Annotated in this window: 15 protein-coding genes; 8 read left to right on the top strand and 7 right to left on the bottom strand. The window is 27.5% G+C overall.

Going from position 1 to position 13,919, the window contains the following annotated elements; genetic code table 11:
• Nucleotides 1-17: 17 nt before the first annotated feature.
• The 3 genes from gltS to ACRC8M_RS04965 all read left to right on the top strand — a co-directional run bounded on the left by gltS (nt 18) and on the right by ACRC8M_RS04965 (nt 2,589).
• Nucleotides 18-1,217 (top strand): sodium/glutamate symporter, encoded by a 1,200-nt coding sequence (gene gltS, locus ACRC8M_RS04975; RefSeq protein WP_438528136.1) that lies wholly within the window; start codon nt 18-20, stop codon nt 1,215-1,217.
• Between the two features lie 26 nt (nt 1,218-1,243).
• Entirely contained in the window at nt 1,244-2,041 is a 798-nt protein-coding gene (murI, locus tag ACRC8M_RS04970) for a glutamate racemase (protein WP_438528135.1), read from the top strand.
• Between the two features lie 116 nt (nt 2,042-2,157).
• Nucleotides 2,158-2,589, top strand: coding sequence for a hypothetical protein (locus ACRC8M_RS04965; RefSeq protein WP_438528134.1), 432 nt, complete (start codon nt 2,158-2,160; stop codon nt 2,587-2,589).
• Nucleotides 2,590-2,731: 142 nt separating this feature from the next.
• On the opposite strand, the gene ACRC8M_RS04960 is transcribed toward ACRC8M_RS04965, so the two are convergent.
• On the bottom strand, nt 2,732-3,100 hold the full coding sequence (locus ACRC8M_RS04960; RefSeq protein ID WP_438528133.1) for a hypothetical protein: 369 nt from the start codon (nt 3,098-3,100) through the stop codon (nt 2,732-2,734).
• Nucleotides 3,101-3,427: 327 nt separating this feature from the next.
• On the opposite strand from ACRC8M_RS04960, the gene ACRC8M_RS04955 reads away from it, so the two are divergent.
• Complete coding sequence (locus ACRC8M_RS04955) at nt 3,428-4,012, top strand: DUF4269 domain-containing protein (protein ID WP_438528132.1); 585 nt, start codon at nt 3,428-3,430, stop codon at nt 4,010-4,012.
• 12 nt (nt 4,013-4,024) lie between these two features.
• Here ACRC8M_RS04955 and ACRC8M_RS04950 read toward each other — a convergent pair whose 3' ends face one another.
• The 4 genes from ACRC8M_RS04950 to ACRC8M_RS04935 all read right to left on the bottom strand — a co-directional run bounded on the left by ACRC8M_RS04950 (nt 4,025) and on the right by ACRC8M_RS04935 (nt 5,882).
• A complete protein-coding gene (locus ACRC8M_RS04950; RefSeq protein WP_438528131.1) occupies nt 4,025-4,279 on the bottom strand; it encodes a hypothetical protein in 255 nt (84 codons plus the stop codon).
• A 23-nt stretch (nt 4,280-4,302) separates the two neighbouring features.
• Nucleotides 4,303-4,602 carry a hypothetical protein gene (locus ACRC8M_RS04945; RefSeq protein WP_438528130.1) on the bottom strand — a complete coding sequence of 100 codons (300 nt, stop codon included), beginning with the start codon at nt 4,600-4,602 and terminating at the stop codon, nt 4,303-4,305.
• A 68-nt stretch (nt 4,603-4,670) separates the two neighbouring features.
• Nucleotides 4,671-5,243, bottom strand: a complete 573-nt coding sequence (locus ACRC8M_RS04940; protein ID WP_438528129.1) for a hypothetical protein — start codon at nt 5,241-5,243, stop codon at nt 4,671-4,673.
• 78 nt (nt 5,244-5,321) lie between these two features.
• On the bottom strand, nt 5,322-5,882 hold the full coding sequence (locus ACRC8M_RS04935) for a YiiX/YebB-like N1pC/P60 family cysteine hydrolase (RefSeq protein WP_438528128.1): 561 nt from the start codon (nt 5,880-5,882) through the stop codon (nt 5,322-5,324).
• 214 nt (nt 5,883-6,096) lie between these two features.
• On the opposite strand from ACRC8M_RS04935, the gene ACRC8M_RS04930 reads away from it, so the two are divergent.
• Complete coding sequence (locus ACRC8M_RS04930) at nt 6,097-7,584, top strand: mechanosensitive ion channel (protein ID WP_438528127.1); 1,488 nt, start codon at nt 6,097-6,099, stop codon at nt 7,582-7,584.
• Nucleotides 7,585-7,681: 97 nt separating this feature from the next.
• Here ACRC8M_RS04930 and ACRC8M_RS04925 read toward each other — a convergent pair whose 3' ends face one another.
• Entirely contained in the window at nt 7,682-8,452 is a 771-nt protein-coding gene (locus ACRC8M_RS04925; RefSeq protein WP_438528126.1) for a DeoR/GlpR family DNA-binding transcription regulator, read from the bottom strand.
• Nucleotides 8,453-8,596: 144 nt separating this feature from the next.
• Between ACRC8M_RS04925 and ACRC8M_RS04920 the strand changes: the two genes are divergently transcribed.
• Nucleotides 8,597-10,084 carry a phytoene desaturase family protein gene (locus tag ACRC8M_RS04920; RefSeq protein ID WP_438528125.1) on the top strand — a complete coding sequence of 496 codons (1,488 nt, stop codon included), beginning with the start codon at nt 8,597-8,599 and terminating at the stop codon, nt 10,082-10,084.
• A gap of 16 nt (nt 10,085-10,100) precedes the next feature.
• Here ACRC8M_RS04920 and ACRC8M_RS04915 read toward each other — a convergent pair whose 3' ends face one another.
• Nucleotides 10,101-10,835, bottom strand: a complete 735-nt coding sequence (locus tag ACRC8M_RS04915; RefSeq protein ID WP_438528124.1) for a YaaA family protein — start codon at nt 10,833-10,835, stop codon at nt 10,101-10,103.
• A gap of 137 nt (nt 10,836-10,972) precedes the next feature.
• Between ACRC8M_RS04915 and ACRC8M_RS04910 the strand changes: the two genes are divergently transcribed.
• On the top strand, nt 10,973-12,088 hold the full coding sequence (locus tag ACRC8M_RS04910; protein ID WP_438528123.1) for an aminopeptidase: 1,116 nt from the start codon (nt 10,973-10,975) through the stop codon (nt 12,086-12,088).
• Nucleotides 12,089-12,103: 15 nt separating this feature from the next.
• Nucleotides 12,104-13,906 carry a polysaccharide deacetylase family protein gene (locus ACRC8M_RS04905; protein WP_438528122.1) on the top strand — a complete coding sequence of 601 codons (1,803 nt, stop codon included), beginning with the start codon at nt 12,104-12,106 and terminating at the stop codon, nt 13,904-13,906.
• Nucleotides 13,907-13,919 lie beyond the last annotated feature (13 nt).

Below are 13,919 nucleotides of genomic sequence, written 5' to 3'. Positions count from 1 at the left end.
ATAGTAGGAGGGATTTTATGTTTGAATATCAATTTAACATGGCAGAAACTTTAGCAGTAGCAGTTGTTTTATTATTGCTTGGAAGATGGGTTAAGAAAAAAGTTAATTTTTTTGAAAAGTTCTTTATACCAGCTCCAGTAATTGGTGGAGTAATATTTTCAGTATTTACATTGATTGGTAGACTTTCACAAACATTTACGTTCTCATTTGATGGAGCATTAAAAGATCTTTTAATGATAGCATTCTTTACAACAATAGGTTTCTTAGCAAGTTTAAAACTGTTAAAAAAAGGTGGTATTCAGGTATTTATATTTTTGTGTGTAGCAAGTTTGTTAGTAATAATTCAAAACCTTGTAGGAGTTACATTAGCTAAGTTTTTTGGTTTAAATCCACTGTTAGGAATAGCAGCAGGATCAGTACCATTAACTGGAGGGCATGGAACATCTGGAGCATTTGGACCAGTTCTTGAAGCAGCAGGAGCAACAGGAGCTATGTCAGTTGCAATAGCTTCAGCAACATTTGGATTAGTTGCTGGATGTATGATTGGTGGACCAGTTGCAAAAAGAGTGATGCAACGTTATGGATTGGTTGGGCATAAAGAGGAGGAGTTTTTAATCCCAGAAGAAGATTCAAAAAATGTTGTAAAAGAGCAAATTACAGAAGAAAATCTTTTTCATGCAATTGTTTACATTGTTATATCAATGGGAATTGGAGGATTATTAATACCTCTATCTAAAAAAGTGGGAATAGTTTTACCTGCATATATAGGGCCAATGTTAGTAGCTGCTATTATAAGAAATGTTATAGATAACAAAGATACAGAGTTACCACTACATACAATAAATGTAGTTGGAAATATATCTTTACAACTATTCTTAGCAATGGCTTTAATGTCTATGAAGTTATGGGAGTTAGCAGCATTAGCAATTCCACTGGTAGTTATTCTTTTAGTTCAAACAACAATAATGGCGTTATATGCATACTTCATAACATTTAGAATTATGGGAAAAGATTATGATGCAGCTGTAATGGCATCAGGGCACTGTGGATTTGGAATGGGAGCAACACCAAATGCAATGGCAAACATGGAATCGTTTACAGCAGCAAATGGACCATCACCAACAGCATTTTTCGTGCTACCTTTAGTAGGAGCTTTATTTATTGACTTCACTAATGCTTCTTTAATTACAGTATTTATAAATATTTTTGGAAAATAAAATATAATTAAAAAGGGAGGGGCAAAGTGAAAATTGGTGTTTTTGATTCTGGAGTTGGCGGATTAAGCGTGTTAAAAAAAATAAAAGAAAAAATAGACTTTGCAGATGTAATATATTATGGAGATAGTATGAACTCCCCTTATGGAAGTAAAAGTGTAAAAGAGATTCAAGAACTTTGTTTAAACATAGGAGAGTTTCTAATAGATAATCAAGTGGATATAATAGTTATAGCTTGTAATACTGCAACAGCAGCAGCTTTAGATACTCTCAGAGAAAGGTTTACAAGTGTTCCAATAATAGGAGTAATCCAACCTGGTGCAGCTATGGCTATAAAGCAAAGTAAAAATAAAAAAATAGGTGTTTTATCAACACCACTAACTGCTAAAAGTGGGATTTATGAAAAGGTAATAAAAACTTTAAATCCAAAATATGAAGTTTTTCAAAGAGGTTGTGATCTTCTTTGTCCTATGATAGAGAGAGGGTGGGAGGATAACGACAGAAATACAAAACTTTTAAAATCATATGTGGATCTATTACCAAAAGATATCGATACTTTAATTTTAGGTTGTACACACTACCCTTTAATAAGAAGTGAGATTGAAAAATTAATAGATACAAAAATAGTGGATCCAGCTGAAGAAACTGCTATGCATGTGCTGTTTGAATTAAATAAGTTGGCGTTAAAAAATGGATTTAAAAAAAGTAGAAAAGAAAAAATAAATATAGACTATTTCGTAACAGGAGATATAGATAGATTTAAAAAAGTAGGAGAAAGATTTTTGGGTGAAGAACTTTTAAACATCTATCAACCTTTGATGGGGTAGTTAATTAGAAAAAGTAACAATGTGATGTTGTTACTTTTTTTATTCAAAAAAAAGAAATATAGAAACTATTTCGTAGAATAGAATAACAGATATGGGATTAAACAAGGAGGAGAGGCATGAATAGTTTAATAGATAAGAAATTAGAAACAATCTACAAGATACAACCCTATCTAGTTTATATAGACAGTATATTTTATATCTCAGGATCTGTAATTCCTATTGATGAGTTTAAAAAGTACGTGAATAATATAAACTATATAAAAAATCACTTTGATGCAGTGGAGCTTTATGAAAATTATACAAAGAATAGTTTGCATCTATTTTTTGATAAATATATATCTATTTTTTCAGCTAAAGATATAAAAAAATATATCAATGAAATTTTTAAAGATAGACTGATTATTAATCGCTCAGATTTATTAGAGGGATTAGAAAATTATAATATTTTAGATGAAACTTTTATAGATTATTATATAGATAAGTCAATTTATTTTGAGCAAATCTCAGATAGGATTAAAAAAATTTTTTTAATAGATGATTTTGAGTAAAAAACTACAAAAAATGAACAAACAACTTGAAATTAGTTTGAGAATATGATATTATATGAATAAATACGGGGGTATTAGATTTTAAAAAAAGGCAACTTCAATGATTAAAAATTGAAAGTTGCCTTTTTAGTTTAATTTTTATTTAAAAAGTATTTTTATATAAAATTTCATCTGGAAGCATATCTCTATCTAGTTCAATCTCAACATAAACTGGAAGAGTTTTTCCTGATTCAGTTTGAGTATATTTTGCCATTTCAGAAGCAAGTGTTTCTAGTTTTGCTTTGTCTAATTTATTATATTCCTCTTTTGAAGCATCGCCTTTTAGTTCTACTTTTAGCTCTATTTTGTGGTGGTCTAAATCAACATCATATTCATAAACATTGATAGCTGTTTTACCATCTGTTAAAGTAGGAAACTTATTCATCAATCCCATTTCGATCATATCCTCTTTAGAGTTGGCAAAAGTTGTAAGTGACAATAAAATAGTTAAACTTAAAAGTAATTTTTTCATATATAAACCTCCTATAGTTCTAAACTTCTGAAATATTATTCTTATAAAATTTTTATTTCCTTTTTTATTTTAAAATTATTGGAGAATAAAAAAACTCCTTTTGGGGAAAAGGAGTTTTTATTAACACGGGGGAGTGTTAAAAAATAAAAAAGATTAAAATAGATTTTTGGGGGGTATATAGATCTATTCAATCAAATTCGGTTTCATAGATATAGTACTATAAATGTATATAAATGTCAAATATGTTTTTAAATAGTAAAACAAAAAAGAAATGACGTTTTAAAAAAGTACTTAATAATTATAAAACAAACGAAAATGGAGTTGTATATGGAGAAATTTAAAAATATAGAGTATTTAAAAAATGGAAATTTAAAGCAGATGCAAAGTTACAAAATATTAAAAAAAATAGATATTTTTAATATTTTAAAAGAATTTAAACCAATTTTAGTTGGAACTATACCAATTGAAATTGATATAGAAAAAAGTGATTTAGATATAGTGTGTCAAATTAATCTGGAAAATAAAGAGAGTTTAAAAAACATTATTATTAAAAACTTCTCCCAATTAAAAGACTTTAAAATTTCAGATAAATTTTTAAGTGATGAAGTAGTTATAACTAACTTTTTTGTAGATAATATAGAGATAGAAATATATGCTTCAAAGCTTATACCTGCTCAAACAAACGGATATAGGCATATGATTATTGAAAGTAGATTATTAAATTGTGCTAATTCAAAATTTAAGGAGATGATAATCATCTTAAAAAGAGAGGGTGTAAAAACAGAACCTGCTTTTGCTAAACTTTTAAAATTGACTGGCAATCCTTATGAAGAACTTTTGAATTTAGAAATTTTAAGTGATAAAGAGATAGTGGATAAATTAAAAGAAATAGGGTATGAAAAAAGGGAATAGTTAAACTATTCCCTAAGCTACTTTTACAGATGTTATAATAAAGAACTCCTCTCCATCATATTCAACTCTTTCAGTATTTAGCTTAATATTTTGATCTAAATTAGAACTCTCCAAAAGAAAATAAAGATGCTTATTTTCCTCTGTTAGTGTAAGTTGAAACTCATCACATAAAAGTGAAAAAATATCATCTTCCAGTTCTGGAATAGTGTATTCAAAATCCTCCATTAAAAGATATAAGGTATCAGCAAAGCTCTTTGCTTCTTTCATAGTGCCTCCGTTTATTTTTAAGTTTAATCATTTAAATAGTGTAAAAGATATATACCAAAACGATCAAGTTTATAACGATTCTCTCTTGAGTGATCTTTCATTATAAGTTCTTCTCTCAATAGAATTTCATAATCCATATGGTAGTAAGTTTCTTTAATAGGTAATAAAATATCAACAGTTTCAACTTTTACTACAGAGTTGTGCAATAATTTAAAATTACTTTCTATATCATTTTTTTGTGTTTTATAACACTCTTTAAGCACTTCATAGCATTTCTCTGGTAATCTTTCTTTTAGATAGAAAAAATATTCTCTATAATACATAATAAGACCTCCGTAATATATTTATACAAATATATACATAAAATATCTTTTAAATCCTTTAAATATCTTTAAATCATAAAAAGTATAGAAACAGCTAAGATAATAATACCTGGAATAACGATTTTTTCAGTTTCAAAAAAATAATACTCTGATTCGTCTACTTCTATTTTATCAACGCTATTTGGATGAAAACTATTTACTAAAGAATCGATAAAGTCTTTCTCAGAAAACTTTTTCTGCTTCAACTCTTCAATATCATAACCTCTAAAATTTAAAAAAGTAAATTTTAAAACTCTCTGATTTTTAGTATTTATAAAATCCTCTCCTAGAATTAAAGTTTTACTAAGAGTATCATCACTATTTTCAATTAATTTTGGTTTTAGATTAAAATTTATAAGGTTTTCAGGCTTTATATTCCCATGTAGATTTTCATAGAACTTTTTTTCATTTGGACTTAATAAATCTTTTGTTTTTATTCCAGTATCATATTCCTCAATAGGTTTATCTTTTGAAATATCCATATATTTCTCCCAAATGTAAAACTTTTCCTGTAAACTGATAAGATGATAACCATCTTTAGGAAATATTTTTTTCAGTTGTTCAACTAATTTAACTGATTCAATTGTAACTTGCCTATCCATTAATTTCTCCTTTTAGTAATTAAAACTTCTTATAAATTATACAACTTTTAAAATAGGAGGTCAACAAATTAAAATGAGTTAAAGAATAACTTGTTCTAAATTTTCAGAGTTTAAGAAATCATACGGGAAAATAATAGGACCTTTATTTGAATCTAAATCTAAATTATATCCTAAATCTTGAGAAGTTTTAAAAAATAAAAACCAAACAAACTTAGAGCAGTAGAAATCTGTTTCATTATTTTTAAAAAAAGATGGTTTATATTTACCATGACCATACTTTTCTACATTTTTCAAAAAGGCCTCTTTAAATTGTTGATTGAATTTTGAATATCTTAAGACAATAACTTTACGGTCAGATTCATTAAGCCAAGCTTTTACACTGATTGTGTAATAATCACTACCTGGCATGGGAAAATCTCCAATATGAGTATCACTAATCATAACAGAACTATGTCCCAACCAAGAGATAGGGTCAGTAACTAGTTTATTTTTTATAATAATATCTCCTGTTTGCAGTTTATATGAATTATTGATAGCAACTTGAGTTGATTCCCATTTATAAGGATTATTAGAACAACCGATAATCATTAATAATAAAAAAACAAAAGAAAATATCTTTTTAATAAATCTTAAATTCAATTTATCCACCTCCTTATATTATTAGTAATACCACAAAAAACATAAAAAAGTAAATATTAAAAAAAGAAATGTTTAAAAATATTAGTAAAAAAAGTTATAAATAAAATTAATTAGGAAGTGATGAATATGGTTTTATCAATAACAATTTTTATAGCAATATTTATAATTTGCCTGATTATAAATAAAATAGAAGAAATAGGAGGGTGGTAAAAAAATGGAAGAGATTAAACTTTTAATTCTCAACAATGTAACACTTAATATCATTGCATCGGTTATTATACTATTGGTGGGATTGGCTTTAGCATCAATTGTAGTTAGTAAGTTAGAGCATATCCTAACTAAAACAAAACTATTTTCTAACTTAGAACATGAGATCACTGGAAAAGAGGGTGGAACAAGTACATCAGCAATAAAAATACTTCTTAAGTTTATCTACTATATCTTTGTAATCTTTATAATAGGTATAATTATGGAAAAACTAGGATTTAGTAGATTGGTAAATCCTATTTTAAATCTTTTAGATCCAATCTTTTCATATATTCCTAATGTATTAGGAGGAATAGTACTTTTAATAGTTGCAATTATTTTAGCAAAACTTTCTCAAAAGTTTTCTGAGCTATTCTTTAAAAAAATGAAAGTTGATGAAAAGATACATTCAAACGAGAATGGAATATCTTTATCTAAAATATTTAGTGAAATTATTTCATTAGTAATATTTATACTTATTTTACCAGGAGTTTTAGCAGCGTTAAAATTAGACAAAATATTAATTCCAATTACTGATATGTTGACTAAATTCTTAAATTATATTCCAAGTTTGGTTGCTGCTACATTAGTTTTAGTTGTAGGTTGGTTTATCGCTTCGAAATTAAGAGATATTTTAAAAGGTGTTTTAGATTCTTTTAAACTTGATGAGAAACTAAGCGTAGATGGTAAAGTATTATTTGAGGGGAAACTTTCAAGTGTAGTAGCCAATATAGTTTATGTATTAGTATTAATACCAGTATTTTCAGCATCTTTAAACTATTTAGGATTAGATATAATTATATCCCCTGTAATAAGTATGCTAAATATCTTATTTAACTATGTTCCAAATTTAGTAGGCGTAGCATTAGTTTTAGTTGTTGCACTATACTTTGGTAGAATCATAGAAAGTATAATAACAAATTTATTAATAGGTTTAAAATTTGATTCACATCTTGAAAAAGCAGGATTAAAAACTATTGAAAATAATTACTCTAAATTAATTGGTAAGTTTTCAAAAATTTTAATAATTTACTTTGCAATAATTCAATCAATAGAGATTTTAAATTTTGGATCACTACAAGATTTGAGTTTAAAATTAACAATCTTATTGGGAGATATTTTATTAGGTGTTATAGTTATAGCAATTGGAATTGTTATAGCAAACTATGTTGCTAAAATAATAAAAAATACATCTTTAGTAAATAAAAATCAGATATCAAATATAGCAAAAGTAGCTATAATAGTTTTTGTTGGAGCTATGGGACTAAGACAGATGGGAATAGCTAATGAGATTATAAATTTAGCATTTGGATTTACTGTTGGTGCTTTAGCAGTGGCCTTTGCAATAGCTTTTGGAATTGGTGGAAAAGATTTAGCAAAAGAGAAACTTCAGAAGTTAAATTGCTGTAAAAAAAATGAAGAAAAAGATGAAACAGAACCTCCAAAAGAAAATTAATATATAAAAATCCCCCTCCTAATTAGAGAGTAATCAATAATTATGAGAGGGGATTTTTTTAGTTCTGAAGTAATCATTACCCTAGAACTGATTAAAGTTATTTGTGTTTTATTATTTTAATGTTGTTTTCTATAAGTTTTTTTTCAAAATCTTCAGAAAGATTATAATCTGTAATAATTGTCATTCCCTCTTTAATCTTAGAAAAATTAAATATAGAATCCTGATAAAATTTTTTACTTTGAGTTATTATAAAACTTTCTTGTCCGACTTTAAGTGCAGTACTTTTAAATTTTCCTTCATCAATAGTATAGGTACTTAACTGCATCTTATCTACATTTATTCCACCGATTCCTATAAAAACCTTATTTGGATTAAAATACTCTAAATTTTCTCGAGCCATTTCTCCTATAAAAGAATCTGTTCTTGAATCATATACTCCACCTAAAGATATAATCTCAATTCCTTTATTTTCAGATAAAATCTTTTGTATTTCAAGTACGTTACTTATAACAGAAATCTTTATTTTTCTCTTTTGTAAAAGTGCTGCAACGATTATCATTTCAGTAGAATCGTCTAAAAAAATTATATCCCCATCTTGAATAAGAGAAATAGCTTTTTCTGCTAATGCTGTTTTTTCTTCTAAATCCTCTTTAGCAATATCTTTTAAAATAATCTTATCTACAACTTTTCTTTTTAAGATAGCTCCACCATGAGTTCTAATTAAAAGGTTTTCCTCTTCCATTTGACAGAGATCTTTTCTGATGATAACTTTACTCACAGAAAAAAGATCGCTTAATTCATTAACAGAAACTTTTTCTTTTTGTTTTAATATATTTAAAATGCTTTGTTTTCTTTCTTCAACAAACACCTTTATAAACCTCCTCCAATTACTAAAATAGCTAGAAAAATTATATCACAAAAAAAATGTTTTTAAAAAAGAAAGTTGAATTTGGTCGAGTATACACTAATATATGAAAATATATAAAGTAAACACGTAATGGGAGGTGAGGGAATGGAAAAGAAAAAAATTATAATTGTAGGGGCTGGTCCTGGAGGATTAGCAGCAGGACTACTTTTATCTAGTAAAGGATATTCTGTTAAAATTTACGAGAAAAAACCTTATGTAGGTGGAAGAAATTCTTCTTTTAATTTAGGAGATTACAAATTCGATTTAGGACCAACATTTTTTCTAATGCCACAAGTTTTAGAGGAGATATTTATTGAATCTGGGGAGAGATTAGACGAACAGTTAAATCTTATAGAAATAAATCCAATGTATAGATTAAAATTTTATGGGCTAGATGATTTTAATCCCTATTCATATAATCAAAAATTTCTTATGTATGGAGAGATGGAAAAAATATTTCCATATAGCTCAAAATCTTACGATGCCTATATGAATAGAGAGGCTAAAAAATTTTCAAAACTAGAACCTTGTTTAAAAGTTCCATATCTTTCTTTGGTTGATTATTTAAAACCTAATTTTTTAAAAGCCATTCCTTATTTAGATGCTCATAGATCAATATATGATGTTTTAGGAGATTATTACAAAGAGGAGGAGTTAAAATTATCTTTTACTTTCCAAGCTAAGTATATAGGAATGTCCCCATGGGTTGCTCCTGGAACTTTTTCTATGATCTCATATCTTGAACATAAATATGGAGTTTTTCATATTGAAGGTGGACTAAATAGAGTTTCAAAGATAATGAGTGAGCTCATTATAAAAAAAGGAGGGGAGATATTTTTAGAAACTCCAGTTAAGGAGATTCTGTTTGAAGATAAAAAAGCTATCGGTGTTAAGTTAGATAATGGAAGTGTTATAGAAGGAAATTCTGTAATAATAAATGCTGATTTTTCAACAGCAATGAAAAATTTAATTCCACAAGAGTTGAGAAGTAAGTATTCTGATAAAAATTTAGAAAAGAAAAAATATTCGTGTTCAACATTCATGCTGTATTTAGGAATAAATAAAGTTTATAAAAATATTTCTCATCACAACATAATTTTTGCAAAAGATTATAAAAAAAATGTTAAAAAAATATCTGAAAATAAAGATGTGGGTGGAGATTTTTCTTTCTATATTCAAAATCCATCAGTTACAGACACTACATTAGCTCCTAAAGGAAAATCTTCAGTTTATGTTTTAGTTCCAGTAGCTAATAATAGCTCTCAAATAGATTGGGAATTAGAAAAGGATGATTTTACTCAACTTCTTTTAGATAAATTAGAAAAAATAGGAGAGTTTAAAGGGATAAGAGATCACATTGAGGAGTTAAAAGTAATAACTCCAAATGATTGGGAGTTAGACTATGATGTATATAGAGGTGCTGTATTCAATCTATCGCATAATATTATGCAGATGTTATGGTTTAGACCGCATAATGAATTGGAAGGATATAAAAATTTATTTGTAGTCGGTGGTGGAACTCATCCAGGAAGTGGACTTCCTACTATTTATGGATCAGCTAAAATAGTTGCTGATTTGATAGATAAAAAATAGGTTAGAAAAATCTAACCTATTTTTTTATGAAGAAAATAGCTTTTTCAGAAGATAGTTCTGAAGAAAATATATAGCCAAGAGAGTTAAAATTTCTAATATCTTCAACACAATCTATTTTATTCTCAATAAGATAATTTAATAAGGCACCTCTAGCTTTTTTAGCTTCTGTACTAATATTTTTTATTTTATCTCCCTCATATTGTCTAAACTCAATATCTACCACATTAAAAACTTTTCTGTTTAAAATTTTAGAAAACTCATTTGACGCAATATTTATAAAAGTTTCATTTTTAAACTGTAGTAAATAGTTTTCTATGTCCTCTCTCCAGAAATCGTATGGAGATATTTCAAGTATTTTATTTGTCATATCTAAACGGTATGGTTTTATTGGAGTACAGGCATTTAAAACTCCATATAAAGCTGAAAAGATAAAAACATTATCTCTCATATAGTTATAGCTTTCTCTAGAAAAATTTTCTATACATAGTTGCTTATAACTAACACCATCATAAAGAGCGATAGCTTCTCTCTCCACTTGATTATAAAAATTACTATATATATTTAAAACATCATCTAGTATCTTACCTTTTATTTTTAATTTAGTTGAAACCTCATCTTCAGAAAAATTTTTTAAGACTGATACTAAAAAGTCTGTTTTCTCTTTAAATGGAATATTTGTAATATCATTATCCTCAGAATATTTAAAAGTTTTATAGTGCATTCCCTTGCTTGGGGAAAAAAATAGTTTCATCAAATCACCTCCACATAATATGTTATTATAACATCTTTTTTTTAACTTAAAAGAGGATTTGTAAAAAATTAACTATATATTTATAACTTTTCATTGTATAATTATAGAATATAATACGTGATTAAATGGAGGTTACCGTGGATCAAAGAATTGAAATACTAGCAAAAAATTTAGTTACTTACTCATGTAGAGTACAAAAAGGAGAAAAGGTTTTAATTGAATCTATAGGAGAGGACTCTAAGAATTTAGTTAAAGCTTTAGTAAAAGAGGTTTACGCTGCTGGAGGACACCCTTTTGTGACAATAAAAGATCAAAGTGTTACAAGAGAACTTTTAAAAGGTATGGATCAAACACAGGCAGAGTTAATGGCAAAATATGAATTAGAAAGAATGAAAGACATGGATGCTTATATTGCTATTAGAGGTTCTGAGAATGCATCAGAATTATCTGATATAGATTCAGCTAAAATGAAAATATATACAGATTACTTTATGAAGCCAGTTCATTTATCAGAAAGAGTTAATAATACAAAATGGGTTGTACTGAGATATCCTAATAATTCAATGGCTCAACTTGCAAATACATCTTTAGAGTCTTTTGAAGATTTCTATTATAATGTTTGTAACTTAGATTATTCTAAAATGAGTAGAGCTATGGATTCTTTAACAGCACTTTTAGATAGAACAGATAAAGTTAGAATTGTTGGACCTGGAACAGATTTAACATTCTCTATAAAGGATATCCCATCAGTAAAATGTTGTGGACTTAGAAATATACCTGATGGAGAGGTTTACTCAGCTCCAGTAAGAGATTCTATAAATGGAATCATATCATATAATACTCCATCTGTTTATCAAGGAACAACTTTTGAAAATGTTTGTTTCAAATTTGAAAATGGAAAAATTATAGAAGCTACTTCGAACAATACTGAAAGATTAAATGAAATTTTAAATACAGATGATGGAGCAAGACACATTGGTGAATTTGCAATAGGTGTAAATCCATATATTTTAAAACCTATGAAGGATACACTATTTGATGAAAAAATTGCTGGAAGTATACATTTAACTCCAGGGCAAGCATATAAATTAGCTGATAATGGAAATAAATCGGCTATACATTGGGATTTAGTTCTAATTCAAAGACCAGACTTCGGTGGTGGAGAGATTTGGTTTGATGATGTTTTAATTAGAAAAGATGGTATCTTTGTAATTGAAGAGTTAGAAGTATTGAATCCAGAAAATTTAAAGTAGTAGGAGGATTTAATAATGAATATACTTATGGCACTTTCACAGTTAGAAGTAACTGGTGCTGAGGTGTACGGAACAGTTCTAAGTGATGAACTTATTAGGAGAGGGAATAAAGTTTATATAGTTTCAGATACTTTAACTAAACCTACAAATGCACAATATGAAAAAATAGAGTTTAATAAAAGAAAATTTAAAGATAGAGTTAGCCAAGTTAGAAAACTTCTTAAGATTATAAAAGAGAAGGATATTCAAGTTGTACATGCTCATTCAAGAGCATCATCTTGGAGTTGTGCAATAGCTTGTAAAATAGCAAAGATTCCCCTGATTACAACAATACACGGGAGACAACCTGTGCACTTGAGTAGAAAAATAGTTAAAGCATTTGGAGATTACTCTTTAAGTGTTTGTGAAAATATAAGAGATCATGTTGTTAATGATTTAAAGGTTAAACCTGAAAATATAACAGTTCTTAGAAATATGATCAATACAAAGGAGTATCAAAAAAAATCTGTTGACGATATACAAAAGAATCAAAAAGTTATATCTATAATAGGAAGACTTTCTGGACCTAAGGGAGATGTTACTTACAACTTACTTGATATCCTTCATAAAAGAAAAGATTTTAAGATTCAAGTTATTGGAGGAAAAGAGGTTCCAGCAAGATTTAAAAAATTTACAGGGAATGTTGAATTTTTAGGATATGTGAATAATGTTTCTGAGAAAATAAGAGAGTCCTCTATTGTTATAGGAGCAGGAAGAGTTGCAGTTGAATCTATTCTTTGTGAAGTTCCTATTTTAGCAATAGGAGAAGCGGAGTCTGTAGGAATTGTAACTTTAGATAGATTAAATACAGCTTTAAAATCAAATTTTGGGGATATCTCTTTAAATAAGACTCCTACATTTAGATGGATAGATGTTATCCCAGAAATTGATAAAGGTTTCAATATAAGTAAAGATGATTTAAAGTCTTTAAGAGAAAAAATTATAGAGGAGTTCTCAATAGAGTCTATAGTTGAGAATATTGAAAAGATTTATCAAAGAGAGATTGTAAAAAAGAAAAAATATGAGATGCCTGTTATTATGTACCACAGAGTTATAAAAGATGAAAGTGAAAAGGGAGTTCACGGCACTTATGTAACTACTGAGCAGTTCGAAGAACAGATGAAATACCTTAAAAAGAAAGGATACGAAACTGTAACTTTTGAAGATTTGCTAAATAATAGGTATAAACAAAGATTTGATAAAGATAAGAAATGGGTTATGCTTACGTTTGATGATGGATATAAAGATAACTATGAAAATGCTTTTCCTATCTTGAAAAAATATCAATTTAAAGGTATTATATATATACTAGATGGGATAGAGTATAATAAATGGGATGTGGACAATCTTGAAAATCCTGAAAAAAGATTTACTTTAATGAATCAAGATGAACTTCTAGAGATGCAAAACTATGGAATAGAGTTTGGTGGGCATACATCTACTCATCCAAGACTAGGGGAATTGTCAATTGAACAGGTAAAATCTGAGATAATTAATTCAAAATCTAATATTGAAAAAATAATAGGAAAAGATTTATTATCTTTTGCATATCCTTATGGTAGTTTAAATGAAGAGGTAAAAAGAATACCTCAAGAGGCTGGCTATGAGTTTGCAGTAGCTACTGATTCAGGTAGTATAGTTTTTTCTGATGATCTATTTGAAATTAGAAGAATTGGAATATTTCCAACAAATAATCTTTTTAATTTTAAAAGAAAAGTATCTGGGAAATATAACTTTATAAAAGTTAAAAGAGAAGAAAAAAGTTATGGGAAAAAGTGACTTAGGGAGGATT

Origin of the sequence: Cetobacterium sp. (genome assembly GCF_051653945.1) — a bacterium.
Lineage (GTDB): Bacteria > Fusobacteriota > Fusobacteriia > Fusobacteriales > Fusobacteriaceae > Cetobacterium_A.
Note: the sequence above shows the minus strand (reverse complement) of the source record. Positions and strands in the feature narration are given on the sequence as shown.

Bases quoted from the DNA above. Each gene is read 5' to 3' on its own strand.
- gltS (WP_438528136.1), top strand. From the start codon at position 18: ATGTTTGAATATCAATTTAACATGGCAGAAACTTTAGCAGTAGCAGTT.
- ACRC8M_RS04965 (WP_438528134.1), top strand. From the start codon at position 2,158: ATGAATAGTTTAATAGATAAGAAATTAGAAACAATCTACAAGATACAA.
- ACRC8M_RS04960 (WP_438528133.1), bottom strand. From the start codon at position 3,100: ATGAAAAAATTACTTTTAAGTTTAACTATTTTATTGTCACTTACAACT.
- ACRC8M_RS04955 (WP_438528132.1), top strand. From the start codon at position 3,428: ATGGAGAAATTTAAAAATATAGAGTATTTAAAAAATGGAAATTTAAAG.
- ACRC8M_RS04950 (WP_438528131.1), bottom strand. From the start codon at position 4,279: ATGAAAGAAGCAAAGAGCTTTGCTGATACCTTATATCTTTTAATGGAG.
- ACRC8M_RS04945 (WP_438528130.1), bottom strand. From the start codon at position 4,602: ATGTATTATAGAGAATATTTTTTCTATCTAAAAGAAAGATTACCAGAG.
- ACRC8M_RS04940 (WP_438528129.1), bottom strand. From the start codon at position 5,243: ATGGATAGGCAAGTTACAATTGAATCAGTTAAATTAGTTGAACAACTG.
- ACRC8M_RS04930 (WP_438528127.1), top strand. From the start codon at position 6,097: ATGGAAGAGATTAAACTTTTAATTCTCAACAATGTAACACTTAATATC.
- ACRC8M_RS04920 (WP_438528125.1), top strand. From the start codon at position 8,597: ATGGAAAAGAAAAAAATTATAATTGTAGGGGCTGGTCCTGGAGGATTA.
- ACRC8M_RS04915 (WP_438528124.1), bottom strand. From the start codon at position 10,835: ATGAAACTATTTTTTTCCCCAAGCAAGGGAATGCACTATAAAACTTTT.
- ACRC8M_RS04905 (WP_438528122.1), top strand. From the start codon at position 12,104: ATGAATATACTTATGGCACTTTCACAGTTAGAAGTAACTGGTGCTGAG.